The sequence below is a fragment of the Nostoc sp. WHI genome (genome assembly GCF_015714725.1).
GTDB lineage: Bacteria > Cyanobacteriota > Cyanobacteriia > Cyanobacteriales > Nostocaceae > Nostoc.
The window spans coordinates 1-19,860 of sequence record NZ_WBKM01000101.1 but is presented as its reverse complement, the minus strand read 5'-3'; the positions used below and the strand labels follow the sequence as shown (position 1 = coordinate 19,860).

The window sequence follows — 19,860 nt, the reverse complement described above, 5'->3', positions numbered from 1 at the left end:
GGCTCAACTTCCACCCTCAAAGGCTCAACTTCCACCCTCAAAGGCTCAACTTCCACCCTCAAAGGCTCAACTTCCACCCTCAAAGGCTCAACTTCCACCCTCAAAGGCTCAACTTCCACCCTCAAAGGCTCAACTTCCACCCTCAGAGGCTCAACTTCCACCCTCAGAGGCTCAACTTCCACCCTCAAAGGCTCAACTTCCACCCTCAAAGGCTCAACTTCCACCCTCAAAGGCTCAACTTCCGAGTTCTGAGCTAGTAATAAATAAAAAACTCACCTTGAAAGCGCTACTCTAACTCTTGTACAGACGCGATTAATCGCGTCTCTCGTATTATGAATCACGAACAACAAACTACAATTGAAGGCATCTATGAGGTGTGTATTGGCATCCCGGAGCCAATTTATGCAATTCAGTATTGGGAGCAGTTTGGCTATCGTATTGGTCAAGTGGGTGAATTAACCGCAGATGCAGCCCATCAACTATATGGGGTGAATTCATCATTACGCTCAATCCGCCTTTACCATCAAAATGCAGATCATGGTTTAATTCGGCTGATGGTTTGGCAAAATCCCACGCATCTAGGTTTGGGAATAGAGTCGATGAAAGTTAAGGGAAATCGCTGGGCGACAACCTTAACGACGGATGTTTTAAATATCTTAAATCATGTTGAAGATGCAAAAGCAGCAGGTTTCCCTATCAGGTACACCAGCCCTTATTGGGAAGTCATCTACAACAAAGAGAGAAAAAGCCGTCCTTTTATTGAGCAAGCCGTTGGTGTGCGAGAAATGCTGCTATTGCAACCCTTAACTCGCCAGGTTCTATTTCAACGGTTCGGCTATACACTGCCGCATTATGGACAAGTTAACCAGAATGCTGCACTTAAAACTAGTCAGTTTACCCATATAGGAATAATCGTTCAAGATGACAGCAAAGAAACCCTGAAGTTTTATGAAGAAGTTTTGGGTTTGCTGCGTGTGCGTGATGATGTCGAAACTAGCTATGAATCTTCGCCAGCCGGTCGGGATATTTTTGACCTTAATCCTGGTGAAAAGTTTATTGTCACTACCTTTGATGATCCTCGTTCTTCCAAGTCTGATTTGATGGCTGCACGCAGTGGTAGACTTTATATCATTCGATTTCCAGAATATATTAATTTAGAATCGCGCTTTGAGGCAGCTAAACCAGGTAGCTTGGGTATGTCTTTATATACCTATCGTGTAAAAGGAATACAGGAGTATTGCGATCGCATCAAGGCAAGTACTGTACAAGAAGTTACAAACATCATTAGCAATGAGTTTGGCGAGACGAGTTTCTCCTTTGTCGCCCCAGATGGCTACTTCTGGACTTTGCTAGAAGGTAATTGTTCCAATCCCTAATAGGGATTTTAAGGTAATTGCAATCATTCCTTACTCACGTTACAGAAACTTCAAGATACGTGTGTTTCAATCCCTAATAGGGATTTTAGTTGATTGCAATAATTAAATTCATGTCGGTAAGAATTGTCATACATAAGTTTCAATCCCTAATAGGGATTTTAGTTGATTGCAATAAAGTACTAAAAAATGAGATAGAGTATCAACCTAGGTTTCAATCCCTAATAGGGATTTTAGTTGATTGCAATCCTCTTCATCACTAGGCCAATAAAAAGATATGTCGTTTCAATCCCTAATAGGGATTTTAGTTGATTGCAATGCGTTCAATGTTGCAAGGATCGAGTTTGCATTCTGGTTTCAATCCCTAATAGGGATTTTAGTTGATTGCAATGATATTTTGAGGTAGATTCACTGCCAGGAGGACTAGGTTTCAATCCCTAATAGGGATTTTAGTTGATTGCAATCTAACCTTAGTACTTCTGTATGCTAGGATACTGGTTTCAATCCCTAATAGGGATTTTAGTTGATTGCAATTAAACGCTTTAACCAATTGCCTTTTACACCTTCTGTTTCAATCCCTAATAGGGATTTTAGTTGATTGCAATGGAAATCGGTGCATTGTTGGCGTGAACGACGAGGTTTCAATCCCTAATAGGGATTTTAGTTGATTGCAATTCAACTGGCGGGTTTGTCCCACCTTGGTAACACCCGTTTCAATCCCTAATAGGGATTTTAGTTGATTGCAATGAATGTATGTCGTGCTGTTGCCCACAAGAAAAGTTTGTTTCAATCCCTAATAGGGATTTTAGTTGATTGGAATCTGTACCTGCAAGAGATGGTATCCCGCCGCCGCGTTTCAATCCCTAATAGGGATTTTAGTTGATTGCAATAGTAGTAATGATTCTGGGAAGAGTGAATTTAGGTTTCAATCCCTAATAGGGATTTTAGTTGATTGCAATTTCGTATGTGCTAGCGAAGGTCTGAATGCCCGTTGCGTTTCAATCCCTAATAGGGATTTTAGTTGATTGCAATAAAGTAGTACTTAAGGTTTTAGTCTACTGTTGCGTTTCAATCCCTAATAGGGATTTTAGTTGATTGCAATTTGGCGGCGATCGCTTAAGTTGGCAGTCGCCAAAGTTTCAATCCCTAATAGGGATTTTAGTTGATTGCAATTTTTGTTTGACAAGCTGTTTCCCTAGCCTACCGCCGTTTCAATCCCTAATAGGGATTTTAGTTGATTGCAATCCTACTAATCGAGTTGGCAAGTTCATGCCAATCTCGTGTTTCAATCCCTAATAGGGATTTTAGTTGATTGCAATTTTTCTGTATAGAGCCTATACGTACTATCGTTGTTTCAATCCCTAATAGGGATTTTAGTTGATTGCAATTTTACGCTTATCAGCTACTTTTTTGTGTTGCTTGGCGTTTCAATCCCTAATAGGGATTTTAGTTGATTGCAATTTTAGTATTCACCGACCCGCCTTTTGAAATGAAGGCGTTTCAATCCCTAATAGGGATTTTAGTTGATTGCAATCACTGTACCAAGTCTCTTTTCCACTGGGGCATACGTTTCAATCCCTAATAGGGATTTTAGTTGATTGCAATGCCTATTGCTGTGGGTGCATACTGCGGTATATTTGGCGTTTCAATCCCTAATAGGGATTTTAGTTGATTGCAATCTGGCGATACTCAGCAGTATGTAGTTACAGCGAATGCGTTTCAATCCCTAATAGGGATTTTAGTTGATTGCAATTCTTCAACTTTACAGTTGGTATTAATCATTTGCCTGTTTCAATCCCTAATAGGGATTTTAGTTGATTGCAATTTTTGATGCTACTTATCAACAGGTGTACTGTCCTTGTTTCAATCCCTAATAGGGATTTTAGTTGATTGCAATGCCAGATGTTGTTGTTTTTTGCAATATCGAATCACGGTTTCAATCCCTAATAGGGATTTTAGTTGATTGCAATTAATCAAGAAAGTGCTTGATGTGCAACAACACGCTTGTTTCAATCCCTAATAGGGATTTTAGTTGATTGCAATTTTCTTGGCTGGGTGGGCTGGTGGTTACAGGTGTTAAGTTTCAATCCCTAATAGGGATTTTAGTTGATTGCAATTAGGCGAGAGCGTCGGGACAATCAGCGAGTTGAGCAAGTTTCAATCCCTAATAGGGATTTTAGTTGATTGCAATGGCTGGCGTCTGAAAGCCGTGTTTTATTTGGTTTTCAAGGTTCAATTGCGCGAATGCGAAAATCATAACACGAAGAGTTATCGCTTGGCTAGATGCAAATAGCTGAAAAGCAGTCCCCATAAGGTGCGCGGATAGTTTAGAAACGTGATCGCTCTCAACTTCTTGCACATAGAGCAATTCAGGCATTTTTGTAGTCACCCTTTCCCCAACACCTACCCATCCGCGCATTTAGCAAAGAAACCAATCTAAGTAACGTTCTAACCTGTTAAGACTTTGCCAACCTTATTTGGCAACATCCTCAAAATCTGTTATGGCACAAGCGAACTCCCTAAAAGCTGTTTTAATCAAAACCTCTTTCGTTCCCCTTTCCAGCGAAGAATTGCGTATAAGGTCTGTCAATTCTATGAACAGCAGAGAAAACATAAAACGATCTTGGCGGTCAACTTGTTTCAAGCAGGACGATATAAACTCATAAAGCTCCGTTTTTCTGGGTTTAGTTTGTTCTTCCCATATTTGTAACCCCAGTCGGAAGGTTCTCAAGCGGATTTCATTAGTATTGAAGGACGCGTCTTTGTAGCGGACTGATACGCGTTGGGGTAATTCCATGAGTTTTAGCTATACATATTCCATGTAAAGTAATTATTCAGTTATATTTTGGCTCAACCGGAAAAATCTAATATTTTGCACCAATCCCATAAACCTCGTTTCCAGCCAGGGCTGAAAATGCACATCATTGGGCTGCTGCCACGAGTCATATCATGTCCGGTTGAACACTTGTCATTGCGAAGGTCGTGAAGCAATCTCCAAACCCTTGCGATTGCTTCATTCCACTGCGTTACACTCGCAATGACATATCGTAAGTGATTAAGCCGACATGATATCAGGAAGGCGTCAAAATAACGAGCCATAATTTATGAAAATAAAACCACAGATGGATACAGATAAATCATCAATGTTTATCTGTATCTATCTGTGATTATTTGGTGTCAATACCTGGGAATCAAACGATTAAGCTTGTTGTATTTCTGGACGACCATCTTCAACCACAAATGAAGCCCGCTTACTAATCGTGCCAAATGGAGTTTCCACCTCTGACATCACAAGATAATCTGTCTTCCAGGTTGTAGGAGTCAGTGCACAGCGAACATACCCCCGTTGACCGTTGAAAAACTTAATATGTGGGTTATCGGGTAAGTAAGCTGCAACTGTGGGGGTAGTGTCTGCCCCATCGCCACCGGAACTAATTGAGGTACAAACGAATTCACTGCCAACTGTGGCGGATTCTGGGTTATTAAAGTTAGCTTTCAGATTCATCGCCCAGTTAGAATGCACATCACCTGCTAAGGATACTGGATTAGAAGGCTGGCGCTGTCCAAGGAAATCTATGAGGCGATCGCGCGAAGCCAAATAACCATCCCATTTATCCATGCTGTAGGTTCCGCCTACTCCGGGTGTCATGTCTCGTTGAGCAATAGGTACCTGCTGCGCTAAAACGTTCCACTTGGATTGTGAGCTATTTAAACCATCGAATAACCAATTCTCCTGTACTTTACCAGTAATCGTTGCCTGTGGATCGAAATTTTCTGGACAACGTTCTTTGGTGCCATCTTCACAAGGCTGATTGGTGCGATACTGGCGAGTATCTAGGACATGGAAGGTCGCCAAGTTACCAAAGTCAAGCCGACGGAAAAGCTGCATATCAGGGCCAACGGGACGCGAGAAGGGGCGCAATGGCATGTGTTCGTAGTAAGCCTGATAAGCAATAGCTCGCCGTTGTAGGAAGATTGCCCGATCTTGATCTGGTTCAGTATCAACTTGGGAGATGTCGTTAGCGTAGTTGTTTTCTACTTCGTGGTCATCCCAGGTAACAATCCAGGGAAACGCTGCATGAGCCGCTTGCAGATTGGAATCGCCTTTATATAGAGCGTAACGGTTGCGGTAATCTTCTAAAGTCAAAATTTCTGTACTGTTGTGTTGTCTAGGGCGATTGTCTGTGATTCCCCCTTCATAGATGTAATCGCCAACATGCACTACTAGATTCAGATCGTCTTGAGCCAGATATTTGTAGGCAGTATAGTATCCTTGCTCGTAGTGCTGACAGGAGACAAGGGCAAAGTTAAATTTACTTGAGTAGCTATTTGCTAAAGGCGCTGTACGAGTGCGACCAATGGGGCTAGCGTCTTGGCCGGCAAGAAACCGATACCAATACCAAGTATCAGATTGCAGTCCTTCTACCACAACTCGAACTGAGTGACCCAGTTGTGGGGTTGCCAGTACCGTACCTCTGGAGACAATCCGCTTCATATCGGGATCAGTTGCCACTTGCCAGCGAAGTGGCACATTAGTAGGTGGCATTCCACCTCCGTTTAAGGGTTCAGGAGCTAGACGAGTCCAGATCACTACGCTGGTAGGATAGGGTTCACCAGACGCTACACCCAAAGCAAAAGGATAATTGGAAAATCTGCTTTTAGCGATCGCTTTTTGATGAGAAAATTGGTTAGCGATCGCTAAACCAGACAAAGCTCCTGCCCCGATAATCAAGTTGCGTCGTTTGATTGAACTATGCAAGAACTGCTCAAAATTCCGGTAATCTACCATTGTCTACTCCTGACTAACAAGTAAGTTAAAGCACAACAACAGCTAACACGAAGAAGGCAGGGTGGCTGTAGGCAAACTTCATAACTAACTCCCTTACCAAAATCAGGTTTTAATTCCCGCTTTTTTCCTGTAGGACTTACGCAAACAATAGCTGAAACCCTGATTTTTAGGTAGGGGCAATTCATGAATTGCCCCTACCCCGTGTAGTTTTGCGTAAGTCCTATCCTGGTATCAATGTATTAGATGTTGTTTTGCCACATAAAAGCCTACTAGGAAGAGATTAATTTTTTGCAAAGAAAGCGTTAATATCAACTTAACCCTTTGTATATTTTTAATTTATGCTGAGGAAAAATATTTTGTTTGATACAAGGCATTAATAAATGAAGAATGAATTAATCAACATAATTCGTAATCACTACATATTTACGAATTAGTAATTATTTTTCATCCTTCATTCTTGAAGATGCCGTAACTATTTATTCTTTTTAGTGGAGGAATATATTATATTACCCGTCTCCAAAACCAAGCAAAGGTTAAAATTTAACCTTTTTCTTCATAATCCAGCCAAGACTACAAGCTAAGAGAGTGCCACCTAAGATTGTAGGCTCAGGTACTTTCCTATAAGAAACTTGACCGGAAATGACTTCAGCATCTGGAGAAGTTCTGGAGAAAATTGTAAAATCTTCACCAATAATTTCATAACTTATGGAACTCAAAGGATTAGATTTATCGTCAAACAGATAGTTTAATCCAAAAGATGTTTCTTGTATTGAAAATACAGGAAATTCTGGATAGCTGATATCATCTTGCTCGGTATAAACGGTAGAGTCACCATCGAATGTTAAAGAAAGCGACTTTACTATCGTCTCTTCATTAGTAAAAGTTGAATCATCAAAGCTAAAAAAGCCATTGCCCTTAGTTACGGGACTATCAACGGTGAAAGCATAATTAACAATTGCAGCAGATGCAGATTTTGCATCTACAGCAGCAAAACCTAAAGTAAGACTAGCAGCCGCAAGCACTAATTGTGGAACAAATTTCATTTCCGTTTTCCTCATGATAAATTTCTGCCAGAAATGCACACTTCAAAGAATCAAAGTAGTCTATTTCTAACTTTCTTATTTTCCAAACGGGTATTCATCCCCGATTAAAACAGTCATGAAAATAAGTAATTTTTCTCTAGTAAAAAAGAAAAATTTCTATTAGAATCTTTTTATACTAAGGTCATGAGTTTAAGCCAAGTTTAATTAAAGGTAAAAATAAAATCGAATTTAAGTTTGCGACTATGAATGCGTTTACAGTGTGCTGTTTCGCGTAAGTCCTATTAGTGATAAGATCCTCCCAATCTCACTCAGGTTTTCTATTCTTAAGAAGAAGTTAATCATTCAATAACCAATTCGCTTTATAATTCCTTTATAATTTATTTAGAGTTTATTAGTTAAATACTTAATTCTAATTACTATGCCTAAATTAGGTTTACCTTTGAAAATAGCAGGAGGAGCCGTCTTCCTGCTTTCGTTTTATGTTTTCCGAGCAATTGGTGCCACAATTTCAGAAGGGTTTGAGTCTGGTCAAAAAGCAGCTTATGCTACGGCTGATGTTACCCTGGGTTCAGGTACTTGGAATTTGAATGAGGCGTTGATTGGCAGTACTCCAGATGATGTTAAAAACGGGGCGCAATCTACCCGGATTCGCAGCAACGGCAAGCTAACAATGAAATTTGATCGCACTACAGGCGCAGGCACAGTTAGCATTAAACATGCCAAGTATGGTAATGATGCTAGTACAACTTGGAGATTGTTGTGTTCTACCAATAGTGGCACTTCATGGACACCTGTAGGTTCACCCGTCACTACAAGCTCAAAAGTACTCCAAACAGCGACTTTCACACCTAATATCTCTGGCATAGTTCGCTGTGAAGTTGGCAAGACCGATGGAACTTCCAATAGAACTAACATCGACGATATTGTAATTACCGATTATGGCTCTGCTGGTTCTCCTTCTCTACCCGCCGGTTCTGTGCCATTCTTTGACAATATCAACAATCCTGTATCTGGACTAGCATACGGTAGCCCAGCTGATGTCACTCCCCCGATCCCAACTTTGAATAGCTTTGATACGGCAGTGACTGATCTTTGCGGACAACCTGGTACAATTGTCAGCCCGTCTAACTTCCAGACGATGATGAACAGCAATCCTACTGTTTTGGCAAGTATCAAGCAGTCTGTGGGAGGATTTCTGGTTCCAGGCCGCACTTCCGATACAGATTTCTTAGTTGACTTGACTAACGTCTGGTTTAACGTTGATGGCTTTGAGCATATTTTCTGCGGGGAACCGGTTGCAGGAGGTTCGATAGGTGGATTGCACTTTGTTGGTCGTTATGTAGAACTTCAACAAAAGGGTTTGGCTGGACGACTAAATAATAATACATCTCTTGAGGAAGTGAATCCCAACACTATTTACACAATGGGTGTTGTGATGAAAGTAGGCAGTAGTACTGCTCAGTCTACTATCAAGGGTTATCCTTATACTCTTAATGCTGAAGAAATTCTCTCAGTAGCAGCTTTAGCTTATAAGAACAATCCCAATACCAGTTCTACTAACACTGCTTGTCATTTAACTGTAACTGATGAAGGTAAAACTTTTATAGCAGTGTTTGTAAGAAGAAGTGGCGGTATCCGCACTTTCTATCCTGATGCTACTCCTGGTAGTAATCCTAATTGTGTGCAGTAACAGCTATTAGACGAATATGCAAAAGAGCATCTATTATGATAGATGCTCTTTGACTAATACTTTGTCAAACCTAACTTGATAAGGCTTTCCTCGTTCCTGGGCTGCCGCCTGGGAATGCATTCATTGAGTCTCTGGCTCAATGTCTAACTGGAGGCAGCAGCCCCTAATTAGCCATTCCCATGCAGAGCATGGGAACGAGAGAATAATGAGAAATCGAGCTTTCTTCGACTTGTGTGTACACCGTAGCGTAGACAAGGGGAGACGCCAAGGGCGATAGATCGAGGAGTTGCAGTTAAATTTTAAGCCAGAGCTACTGCTGGTTGCTGCCAGCGTCCTACCACCTTACCAATTACTGCTAATTCTTGCATTAAGTGATCGAAACGATCTGGTGTCAGAGATTGGGGGCCGTCGGACAAAGCTTTGGCAGGGTTAGGGTGAACCTCTATCATCAGGGAATCTGTGCCAGCTGCGATCGCAGCCATTGCCATTGAAGGCACAAACTCAGACCAACCTGTGCCGTGGCTGGGGTCAATCATGATGGGCAGGTGAGTCAGCTTTCGCAACACTGGCACTACTGATAAATCCAGTGTATTTCGCGTATACTGGCGGTCAAAGGTGCGTATTCCCCGCTCACACAAAATTACATTGGGATTACCAGATGCCAGAATATACTCGGCTGCCATCAACCAATCTTCAATCGTAGCCGCCATCCCTCGCTTCAAGAGAACTGGTTTCGACTGCGCTCCTACTTTTTTGAGCAAAGAGAAATTCTGCATATTCCTTGCTCCCACCTGGATAACGTCAGCAACTTCGACAATTTTATCCAGGTCGGCGGCATCCATCACTTCTGTAATAATACCTAGTCCACTGATTTCCCGCGCCTTTGCTAACAAATCCAAAGCACTCTCGCCGTGTCCTTGGAAAGCGTAAGGTGAACTTCGGGGTTTGTATGCCCCTCCACGCAAAAACTTGGCTCCAGCTATCTTAACGCGCCGTGCTGTCTCTACAATCATTTCTTCATTTTCTACGGAGCAGGGGCCTGCAACGACTACCAAGGGGTGGTGTTCACCAAATACCACTACTCCACTGGGAGTATTAACTACTACTTCCGAAGCTTCGCCGTGGCGGTACTGGCGGCTGGCCCGTTTGTAAGGCTCCTCTACTCGCAACACCTGCTCAATCCAGGGGCTAACTTCCTGAATTTGCAGTGGATCTAAGTTGGCGGTTTCACCTACTAGACCAATAACTACTTTGTGTTGACCAACAATTTTTTCTGGAGTTAGCCCCCAGGTAGTTAGTTCCTTATTAATGCGGTTTATTTCCGCCTCCGGGGAACCACTTTTCATTACTATAATCATGTAAAAGTTCCTGATTAATTGAGTAAAATTTTCCGTAAATGGGCGTAATTTTATTGTTGCCTATTTAACTTAATTACGAATAGTTAAAAATGAAATTTATTTACAAAACATAGCGCTCAGTAGTTTTACTATCAAATAACTGGATATGGGTATAAAAAGAATTATATGATTTTAATTAGCAATGTTGAAGTTTTGAAAAAGAATTTTTTCTTAATAAAATTTCAACATTCACTTTAAAATTTACCCAATACCGTAGTTATCTGAGACCTGAGCGCTGTCCCTTATGAGTTTTTTTGCCGAGTTTCGCGCCAAACTGCCACCATTCGTCCCCAATTGGTGCTGAACTCACCCAAACCCAGCAGACTTCCGACTCTTTCTTCATCCCAAGAAGCAGAAAGAACGCCATAAGTTATCCCTAAGACCCCCAAACAAAATAATCCCATGTTCACCAATAACACGACGATGGGAGGTAGTTGGATGTCGGAGTAGATGGCAAGCAGATAGCTGACAATCAGGCTAGAAACGCCCAAAGTTGTTGGTACACCACAGAATCCAGCTACCCGTCGGATCATCCTCTGGCTGACTACTTGGGGAATAGTCATTTCTTCTTTGGTGTAACGCGGCTTTCTATCAGCCTGTTTGCCAGATTCTTGTGGCTGTGTTGCTGCTAGTTTACTTTGAGTTTTTGGGGGTTTTTGGCGCTTTTTGTTTGGTTCAAAAGGCAAAACCCTACGTTCAGATTCTTCAGCAGACATAAGCGGTAGTCCTTATCCACGAATACCGAGGCGAGCAATCAAAGCTAAATATTTTTCTCGGCTTTCCTGCGATATATAGGCTAGAAGACGCTTGCGATGACCAATTAGCTTCAACAGTCCCCGTCGGGAAGAATGGTCTTTTTTGTTTGCCTGGAGATGTTCGCTGAGGCGGTTAATGCGCTCAGTTAGCATGGCAACTTGGACTTCGGACGAACCAGTATCGGTTTCGTGAACTTGGTAGTTGGAAATTATTTCTTGTTTCCGCAGTTGCGTCAGAGCCATGATCGATTCAATTTATATTTTTTCAAATGTATGCAGCAGTCTCCCATAATATCACAGCCCTCAAGCTGGATGTGGAATCATCTTTGCTGCTACTCCTAAAAATTCCCAGTGAGTAGAATTTATCTCGTCTCCAAGCTGAAATCCAGATTGCTTATGCAGTTAGCTAAATCAGTCTACTGCCTCAGAGCGATCGCAAAAGTTTTCGGGATACTGAAATTAATAAGAGACTTTAAAATAAAGCGATCGCCCCGATAATGACTGTATATTCACACGAATGGTCATGCTGGTCACGACCCTGACTTTTGGTAATCAGCAGTGGTGTACCAGGGGAATCTTGAAAAATTTCGCTTCTTCTTTGTAAGCCGCCTATGTTTCAAGGCGATAAATCTGAACTAGCTACGCGACTAATTCAAAACTTTATGCAAAAAAGTGTTCACTAAACAACCTGAAGAAGCTTCTCAACAGCTTCGCTGAACTGCTCGTAAGGAGAAACTCCCACGATGGTTTCTGTTAAAACACCATCTTTGAAAAGTAAAACTGCTGGAATGCTGCGAAGACCGAATTTCTTGAAAATCGGCTTATTGCTGTCAACGTCTACCTTAACAACTTTGACACGACCTTTGTATTCCTGGGCGAGTTGTTCCATTAACGGACTGATCAGGCGACAGGGGCCACACCAAGTAGCAGTAAAGTCAACAACAACGACTTTCTCTTCACTTTCAGTTAAAAGAGCATCAAATTCACTTTCTTGAACGTAAGCGACGATGTCAGTCTCAGTGGACATTTTTTAATTCCTTAGTGTCAAACTAAAATTTCAGTAAAAAGCTAACTATACAAACTATACTTCTTTCTGCCTGTCAGATTTACCTATAACTAACATTGGTAAACCCCTGCACCTGACTTTTGCTTAGTAGCGTAAATTTAATAACCTATATACGTAGGGTGCGATCGCTAACCCACTTTATCAACCGACCTAATCCAAGAATCTCACACATTCAAGGCATAGAAGCGTCAATAGTCATTCTCCTGATCAACACAGTTCTATTTTTCCATTTACTGTATTTATTTATCTTTACATAGTTTGGTGTTTTCGTACTTATCTACTTAATATTTGCTTAACGATTTTAACAGTAATAATATTTATCCATAAAAAATTTGCTCATTTAATAAGTCAAATACATACATTGATACTAAAATATTTTAAAAGTTCATAAGTAATATTACATAGCTTAATTTTGTATAAAAACATGCTATATACATTAATTAGTGTTAATATTTGTAACAGGAGCATCTTTATGAGGATATTTTAAGTAATGGCCATTGTAAAAGAATTTCCAGTAAATCATTTAATATCAATTTCTAGTCAAGGAAACAAGACGGCCGTTGAATCTTTAGCGCAACAATGGGCTAAAAAATATATAGGGAATCTCAAGGTTGATACTGATAAGACAGAAGAAATAGAAATCCCTAATTTATCAAAGATAGTGTCACCAGAGGGGCGAAAGAAAACTGCTCAAAAAGTATTGGATTCTTTGCGAAGTGTTAGTGCTAGAGCCTGGAATAAAACTGAGGCATTATTATCAAAAGAAGTTAAACAACATGGCATAGACTTAAACCTAATTAATCCGTGGGAAATCGCCGGAGATTCCTTTAACATTTACCAAAAAGCTTTGGATGTATATACTCAACAAACAACATCACAACCTCTTTCTTTGGTAAGAAACCTGGTTGATTCGGAGAATCCACTTTATGAACAGGCATTAGATGTTTATACAGAACAAGTGGCTCCTAGCAAGCTGGCTACAGTAATTGGTGCGGATATAGGAAAGCTCAGAAAGAAATACACAAGTAATGATCCTAGAGTTATTGGCTTTGTAAGTATGCAGTTTCATTACACAGGTCAAATGCTCATACAATCACTTGAGCCAATAGAACAATCACTTATTAGTACATACTTTAAAGTTATTGATGACCATTTGTATATGCCACTGCAACGTGCCTATGAAGCAGCAGCTAACCATGATTATGATTCTGTAGCATTATCCGCAGTGCAAAAGTTACTACCAATTAGTACACAAATTGCTAAGAGGATTTGCCAAAGAGTAATTGAACTTTATCCAAATTACAACTCAATGTCTGGTGGATTAAGTAATCCAATAGTTAAGACTTCCAGTGTTCGGGATGTAGAAATGTTTCAAATATACTTGTGGGTATGTGCTTTAGAAGCAAGCTGTGGAGCTATCCAACAAGAGTTATTTCCCTTATGTGTAATGCTCTATCCCAGGTTAAAAGTGCAGTGGGAAGTAGTTCGTCAAATGCTACATTTGCTGAGACAAGAAATAGACATTAGCTTGACTTCTGAAGAAGCTGAAACTTTAATGCCATATTTCCAGGTATTGTGGGATATGTTTTCTCCAGAGGTGTTTGCTGAACTTGGATTGTAATAGGGGACTTCCTAAGAATAAATCTTCTAAAACCTCAGAAGTTACAACTGGTGAGAGGTTGAGGTAGGTTTATCTAATATGTCGTCAAAGCTTTATAATCTGAAAAACTGCATATTCAATGTGTATCAAAGCTTAAGTATAAACATCTTCCCTTCCCAGCTATGCAAGCAGGTTATTCCAGTCAAAATTTTCGAGGGCATTCCTTCAAAGATAAAAACCTTGAGGGAATGGACTTTAGTTATGCAGATATCCGAAGCGCTGATTTTAGCAATGCCATCCTTGTAGGTGCAAATTTTAGTTATGCAAAAGCTGGGTTGCAAAAGCGGAGGGCTATTTTCTTAGTGCTTATTTCGTGGGTGCTGATGGGGCTATCAGGATTTTTATCAACTTTTGCTGGTATTTTTGTGGCGGCCTTAATATTTCAACCAGCGAAAAGTTCTGAAATAACGTATCAAATTGCAGGCTGTACTGTTATAGCTATATTAATCATCTTCTTTTTTGTGACAATTTCCCAAGGAATACAAGCGGGTTTAAGAGCCGTAGCTGTAACCTTCGCCGGAGCCGTAGCCTTCGCTGGAGCCTTCGCCGGAGCCTTGTCCTTCGCCGGAGCCTTCGCTGTAGCCCAAGGCGGAGCCGTAGCCTTCGCTGTAGCCGGAGCGTTCGCTGGAGCATTCACCGTAACCTTCGTCGGAGCGTTCGCCGGAGCCGTAGCCGGAGCCGCAGCCGGAGCCGTAGCCGGAGCATTCGCTGTAACCTTCGCCGTAGCCGTAGCCTTTGCTGGAGCCGTAGTCATAGCCGGAGCCGTAGCCGGAGCCGTAGCTGTAGCCGGAGCCGGAGCCGGAGCCGGAGCCAGAGCCGTAGTCATAGTCATAGCCGGAGCCGTAGTATTATTTAGTATATATATAAGTTGGCGTGCACTGAAGGGAGATCCAAAATACACACTGATTCACAACATTGCTGTGGCTTTTGCTGCTATTGGCGGTACAAGCTTCTACAATGCCAACTTAACCAATGCTGATTTTACACAAGCCACCCTTAAAAGCACAGATTTTAGAAAAGCCAAGTTGACTCGTACCTGTTTTAGCAAAACCAAAAAACTTGACCGTGTTCGCCCAGGAACAAGTTACCTTCAAAAAGCACAAATGCGTCAAGTTTTGGTTATGGGTGAGGGGCAAGACAAGAATTTTGACCGTGAAGACTTGCGAGGGGTAAATTTTCAAGGAGCAAATTTAGTAGATGCCAGTTTTGTTGGTACTAACCTAAGTCAAGCTAATTTACAAGACGCTGATTTATCAAGGGCGAAATTAGTTCAAGCACAACTTGACGGAACCGATTTTACAGGCGCTACTCTCACTGGGGCATACATTCAAGATTGGGGCATTACCACTGACACCAAATTTGATGGGGTTAGATGTGAGTACGTTTATATGCGACTTCCCACCAAAGAAAACCCTGACGCTCTCCGCAAACCTGATAATAACAAAGAAGTGTTTGCAGATGGGGAGTTTGGTGATTTTATTCAACCAATTTTTGACACCCTCGACCTTTACCATAATCAAGGTGTTGACCCAAGGGCGATCGCAATTTCATTTAAGCAGTTAGCTGAGAATCACCCTGATGCCGACTTAGAAATTGTGGCAACGGAAAAACGGGGTGCAGATTTTTTACTTCGTGTTAAAACTGCGCTTGAAGTTAACAAGTCTTTACTCAGTGAGGAATATTTTGAATTATATAATCAACTTAAAGCATTAACAGAACAAGAATTACAAAAATTGATAGCAGAAAAAGATAGCAGAATTCGTAGTCTAGAAAATTTGGTAGAAACGGCTCTGCAACGACCTAGTTTTTACGCTGAATCTTATCAAAACCAAGGAGGAACAAACATGGCTGGTGAGCGTAACATTAACAGAATTGGTGGAAATTATAATGAACAAATCCAAGGAAACTATATACACGGTAATTACTATAGTGCTGCTGAGAAACAAAATCTTGCAGAATCAGCAGCAGAAATTCAACAACTTCTGTATCAATTATCTTTGACTAACCCTACAACAAATGAAGCAGTTACAGAAGTTATTTATCAAGAAATTAGACGTAATCCAACGCTAAAAGCAAGATTGCAATCAGCCCTAAAAGCCGGTGGATTGGAAGCACTAAAGGCAATCTTTAATCATCCATTATTTAGTATTCCTGCTGAAACAATTAAAGGATGGCTTGAAGCTGAATAATGAATCCCGGTATGAATAAATGGATCTGTGGAAAAACTATACAGTTTTGTTGTTTGAGAATTTATCGTTAAAAGTCTCCTCTTTGCGAAAATAGAGCAAAATGGCATTGAGCATCCGATTCAATGCCCAAAAGACCCTAGAAACTATACTACTCGTCAAGAAGAAACGCTATACCCGAAAATACCATGAGTAATGAAGATTAAATCACCAGACATTTAAAAAATGATGCAAGTGTGGAATAATGCGTAGGTAGTAAATTTAATTTCACACTAGATAAGAAATGTAAAGTTATGATTGCTCAACATTACAATTCAATTCATGTTGAAAACAACTTGCTTAAACAAATCAAAATTAAAGAAAATCAGCTAAAAATTGCCCAAGAATCTAATATGGTCTATGTAACAGAAGCGTTACAAAATCAATTGTTAAAGTTACAGGGTCAATTGTCAGAGCCGCAAGACTCTGAATTTCAAGCGTTGATGAGTTTGCTAGACGATTAAAATTGATAAAGTTGTGTTGCAAAGTTGATTGAAAACACAAAAACTCTGTTGGCAGGAAACAGAGCTAAGATGTTAGGGTTTTTGCTGGGTAAACGGTCTTTTTATCAGCAGTACTGGATCAATCTTAAGAACAGGTTGAGTTGAGGGCAGTTGCCTTTGCCTGAGAATTTGAATTTCTCTCTCAATCGAATCTTTTCCTTGCCTAAAAAAATCTTGAGAACTATGTGGAACCAAGTCACGGGATAAATGTTGAGCTTGTGCTGGAGTCAAAGGCAAAAATGCTTGTTCAGCATTGGCAGAAGTCTGCACAGTCAGAAAAAAAACTGTTGAAACCACCAAGGATTTTACTTTTATACATCGGGTGAATGTCAGGTTCAACATGATGGAGTAGCCTACACAATGAAATTATCCTTCTCTGATCATAAGATCAATCATTCTGTGGAGTTCTCTTAGTAAATATTTAGGAACACTGCCAAGTCCTTGAATACTATTTTACAGCTATCCATTGCGTCACAGGTGCCATTGCCCGCCAGCCCAAAAATTTACCAATAGGTTCCGCCCTTTGGATGGCAAGACGAGTTAAATCGCCACCGACTTGTTCATGCCATTGAAACAAAGTTTGCTCACCTTCTACTGTCACGACATTTGCTACCAAACGTCCACCCGGCCGCAGTGCTTGCCAACAAACATCAAAAAGTCCGGTTGCTGTCACCCCACCACCAATAAAGATGGCATCTGGTGCTGGCAAGTCTTTCAGGGCATTGGGTGCTTTACCTTCAATGATTTGCAGATTTGGAGTACCGAGAGTGGCGGCATTATCGGCAATGTAAATTAGTCTAGACGAGTTTTGCTCGATCGCGATCGCCCGACACCGAAAATGGCTCCGCATCCATTCGATAGAAATGGAGCCGCAACCTGCACCAATATCCCACAACAGTTCTCCCGGTGTGGGTGCCAAAGCTGCTAGAGTGATTGCCCTAACTTCACGCTTCGTTAACTGTCCATCGTGGTGGTAGGCGTTATCTGGTAGTCCTGCTAACTTTGGTAAAGGCACAACCCCAGCATCAGCAATACAATAAACTGCGATCGCATTCAAAGCAGCAACTTCGGTTTGATTCCAGGATGCAGCCGTACCTTCCACAATTCTTTCATGAATGCCACCCATACGCTCCAATACGGTGATTTTACTGCCACCATAGCCGCGATTTGTCAAAATTTGAGCAACAATGGCAGGTGTGTCCTTTCCCTCACTCAAAATTAATAGCCTAGCTCCCGGATAGATGTAAGACTGGAGCAGGGAGGATGGACGACCATTTAAACTCAAGGTTTCCACCTCAGTTAAAGACCATCCAACCCTGGCACAGGCGAGGCTGAAGGCGGAAGGTGCGGGGATAATCGTCATTTCGGAAATGGGAATTCGCTGCGTCAAAGTAACACCAATGCCGTAACACATAGGATCGCCGCTTGCAAGTACGCAAATCGACTGGCCCCGATGCTGGATGATCTCCTCAACTGAAGCGCTAATGGGAGATTTCCAGACTAATTTCTCACGTTGATCATCTGTAGATAGCATTGCCAAATGGCGATCGCCTCCCACAATAATTTTAGCTTGATCGACTAGAGAACGAGCGATCGCGCTTAACCCCTCTAACCCATCTTCTCCAATGCCGACGATAGAAAGCCATTTCTGAGTCATGCTAGTTCATGATTATAATTAATTTTGCTAGGCTAAAGTTCATTGATGAGTGTCATTTCCCAATTTTTTCTAGTACTCCCCACTGGTGGCTAGAGCCTGCTAACCTCTTACTGAAACTTAAAACTTAGGGAATTTATGCAGAAAGCATCTACTGATAATCAGGCTGCTGCAAAAGACATTAAACTATTAGTTTTGGATATAGATGGCACGATCGCTGGACACTCTAACACCCTCAGCAAACCTGTAAAGCAAGCGATTGTTGCGGCGCAAGCACGAGGAATTCAAATAGCGATCGCCACAGGTAGAATGTATCGTTCAGCCTTGCGCTTTCACCAAGAAATCGGCTCTATTCTACCATTAATCGCCTATCAGGGAGCCTGGATACAAGACCCGACTAACCAAAAAATTCATCGCCATTTGGCTGTTTCCAGGGAAATTGCCCACAAACTAATCGACTATTTTGAACAGCCTGAGTTGCGATCGCTCCTATCTGTCCATTTCTACATCAATGACGACCTATACGTGCGGGAGTTAACCAAAGAAACTCAAATTTATGCAGAACGTTCTGGTGTTACACCGATTCCCGTGGGTGATTTACGCCAAGTCTTAACGAATGAACCGACAAAAATTCTCGCTTTGTGTGATGACACTGATGTAATCAACCAGCTATTAGGTAATTTACGCCGCCAATACACACCTGCTGAACTTTATCTTACAACATCGGTTGCTACCTTCTTTGAAGTAACTAACGCTTCTGTGAATAAGGGAACTGCTGTGCGCTACCTAGCCGAAGAATTACTAGGATTACAGATAGACAACATTATGGCCATTGGTGATAACTTCAATGATGTGGAAATGCTAGAATATGCTGGACTTGGTGTAGCTATGGGCAATGCACCAGAAGCAGTGCAAGCGATCGCCCAGTGGGTAGCTCCTAGCGTAGAGGAAGACGGAGCAGCAGTAGCAATTAAAAAGTTTTTGCTGTAGTAAGGACACTTTTTCAAACTTAATCCACATAAATCAGAAAGGACACCGACGACTGGCCGTGTTTCGTCTCGGTGTCCCTACTGGTTCGCTCCTCACACACTTGCTAATGTAGCCGAGGTGATGCATTGAGTCAATAGCTGTTAGAAAAGTTTTTATTTTCTACCTAAGCGACATTACTGATTTATAGCTCCAAGGGCGCAAAAACCCCTAAGTTTTCCTCTAGCACATATTTTAATACTGACTGAGTAACCATAAGCAATCCAAGTCTGGCTTGGGCTAGCTCTAGCGACGTAATTTTCACCTCACCCCAAATCCGGCAATTACACCAGAACTTTTCAAAAGCTTGGCTCAAATTCAGCGCTACTTTTTCCAATTTCACAGAACCGTTAATATTAGGACACTCTGTGTTGTCTATCACTTGTATTAACTCGCCAATTAGACGACACTCATCTGGGTGATTTAGTCGCAGTACTCCATCACAGTTGAGCCAAGGCAGAGGTTTAGGGGAAATAACATCCCAAAAAACTGGACTAGTATTTGCAACTGGTTGTCTAAGTTTAATCAATCCCTCTCGATGAGCCAGAAGCACTAGCGAACAGCAACGTGCATGGGCGTATTGAACAGCAAACAACGAATTGGACATTGGGCATGGGGCATTGGGCATGGGGCATAGGAGATCAATTGTCCCCTCATCTTCCCCTGCTCCCTGCTCCCC

The 19,860-nt window shown here is 41.5% G+C and carries 17 protein-coding genes and 1 CRISPR repeat array; of the genes, 6 read left to right on the top strand and 11 right to left on the bottom strand.

The genetic code is table 11. From position 1 onward, the window contains the following. On the bottom strand, nt 1-224 hold a 224-nt coding region (locus F8S12_RS10210; protein WP_196516189.1), incomplete at its 3' end, for a hypothetical protein. A 108-nt stretch (nt 225-332) separates the two neighbouring features. Between F8S12_RS10210 and F8S12_RS10205 the strand changes: the two genes are divergently transcribed. Further along, the gene (locus F8S12_RS10205) at nt 333-1,376 is read left to right on the top strand and encodes a VOC family protein (protein WP_442946796.1); all 1,044 of its coding nucleotides are present in this window, start codon (nt 333-335) and stop codon (nt 1,374-1,376) included. Between the two features lie 63 nt (nt 1,377-1,439). Beyond that, nucleotides 1,440-3,564: direct repeats of the CRISPR family, unit length 37 nt; unit sequence GTTTCAATCCCTAATAGGGATTTTAGTTGATTGCAAT. A gap of 282 nt (nt 3,565-3,846) precedes the next feature. Here the strand turns inward: F8S12_RS10205 and F8S12_RS10200 are convergent. The 3 genes from F8S12_RS10200 to F8S12_RS10190 all read right to left on the bottom strand — a co-directional run bounded on the left by F8S12_RS10200 (nt 3,847) and on the right by F8S12_RS10190 (nt 7,205). Beyond that, complete coding sequence (locus F8S12_RS10200; RefSeq protein ID WP_196516188.1) at nt 3,847-4,170, bottom strand: hypothetical protein; 324 nt, start codon at nt 4,168-4,170, stop codon at nt 3,847-3,849. Between the two features lie 402 nt (nt 4,171-4,572). After that, a complete protein-coding gene (locus F8S12_RS10195; protein WP_196516187.1) occupies nt 4,573-6,162 on the bottom strand; it encodes an alkaline phosphatase D family protein in 1,590 nt (529 codons plus the stop codon). A gap of 533 nt (nt 6,163-6,695) precedes the next feature. Then, nucleotides 6,696-7,205, bottom strand: coding sequence for a PEP-CTERM sorting domain-containing protein (locus F8S12_RS10190; protein ID WP_196516186.1), 510 nt, complete (start codon nt 7,203-7,205; stop codon nt 6,696-6,698). Nucleotides 7,206-7,623: 418 nt separating this feature from the next. Here F8S12_RS10190 and F8S12_RS10185 point away from each other — a divergent pair, with 418 nt between their 5' ends. Then, the gene (locus tag F8S12_RS10185; protein WP_196516185.1) at nt 7,624-8,895 is read left to right on the top strand and encodes an EndoU domain-containing protein; all 1,272 of its coding nucleotides are present in this window, start codon (nt 7,624-7,626) and stop codon (nt 8,893-8,895) included. 299 nt (nt 8,896-9,194) lie between these two features. Here F8S12_RS10185 and aroF read toward each other — a convergent pair whose 3' ends face one another. The 4 genes from aroF to trxA all read right to left on the bottom strand — a co-directional run bounded on the left by aroF (nt 9,195) and on the right by trxA (nt 12,074). After that, nucleotides 9,195-10,253, bottom strand: a complete 1,059-nt coding sequence (aroF, locus tag F8S12_RS10180) for a 3-deoxy-7-phosphoheptulonate synthase (RefSeq protein WP_196516184.1) — start codon at nt 10,251-10,253, stop codon at nt 9,195-9,197. A 281-nt stretch (nt 10,254-10,534) separates the two neighbouring features. Next, entirely contained in the window at nt 10,535-11,008 is a 474-nt protein-coding gene (locus tag F8S12_RS10175; RefSeq protein WP_196516183.1) for a PAM68 family protein, read from the bottom strand. A gap of 12 nt (nt 11,009-11,020) precedes the next feature. After that, nucleotides 11,021-11,290: a 30S ribosomal protein S15 gene (rpsO, locus tag F8S12_RS10170; protein WP_196516182.1), complete on the bottom strand. Its 270-nt coding sequence runs from the start codon at nt 11,288-11,290 to the stop codon at nt 11,021-11,023. 436 nt (nt 11,291-11,726) lie between these two features. Continuing rightward, nucleotides 11,727-12,074: a thioredoxin gene (gene trxA / locus F8S12_RS10165; protein WP_196516181.1), complete on the bottom strand. Its 348-nt coding sequence runs from the start codon at nt 12,072-12,074 to the stop codon at nt 11,727-11,729. A gap of 529 nt (nt 12,075-12,603) precedes the next feature. Between trxA and F8S12_RS10160 the strand changes: the two genes are divergently transcribed. From F8S12_RS10160 to F8S12_RS10150, 3 genes are all read left to right on the top strand, one after another. Then, nucleotides 12,604-13,734, top strand: a complete 1,131-nt coding sequence (locus F8S12_RS10160; protein WP_196516180.1) for a hypothetical protein — start codon at nt 12,604-12,606, stop codon at nt 13,732-13,734. A 161-nt stretch (nt 13,735-13,895) separates the two neighbouring features. Next, on the top strand, nt 13,896-15,962 hold the full coding sequence (locus F8S12_RS10155) for a pentapeptide repeat-containing protein (RefSeq protein ID WP_196516179.1): 2,067 nt from the start codon (nt 13,896-13,898) through the stop codon (nt 15,960-15,962). Nucleotides 15,963-16,252: 290 nt separating this feature from the next. After that, complete coding sequence (locus F8S12_RS10150) at nt 16,253-16,462, top strand: hypothetical protein (RefSeq protein WP_196516178.1); 210 nt, start codon at nt 16,253-16,255, stop codon at nt 16,460-16,462. 72 nt (nt 16,463-16,534) lie between these two features. On the opposite strand, the gene F8S12_RS10145 is transcribed toward F8S12_RS10150, so the two are convergent. Both F8S12_RS10145 and cbiE read right to left on the bottom strand, forming a co-directional pair. Beyond that, nucleotides 16,535-16,798: a hypothetical protein gene (locus F8S12_RS10145; RefSeq protein ID WP_331001380.1), complete on the bottom strand. Its 264-nt coding sequence runs from the start codon at nt 16,796-16,798 to the stop codon at nt 16,535-16,537. Between the two features lie 151 nt (nt 16,799-16,949). Further along, complete coding sequence (cbiE, locus tag F8S12_RS10140) at nt 16,950-18,158, bottom strand: precorrin-6y C5,15-methyltransferase (decarboxylating) subunit CbiE (protein WP_196516176.1); 1,209 nt, start codon at nt 18,156-18,158, stop codon at nt 16,950-16,952. A 135-nt stretch (nt 18,159-18,293) separates the two neighbouring features. On the opposite strand from cbiE, the gene F8S12_RS10135 reads away from it, so the two are divergent. After that, entirely contained in the window at nt 18,294-19,145 is an 852-nt protein-coding gene (locus F8S12_RS10135) for a Cof-type HAD-IIB family hydrolase (RefSeq protein WP_196516175.1), read from the top strand. Nucleotides 19,146-19,326: 181 nt separating this feature from the next. Here F8S12_RS10135 and F8S12_RS10130 read toward each other — a convergent pair. Next, nucleotides 19,327-19,860, bottom strand: a 534-nt coding sequence (locus tag F8S12_RS10130) for a DALR anticodon-binding domain-containing protein (RefSeq protein WP_269144795.1), incomplete at its 5' end; no start/stop codon positions are given.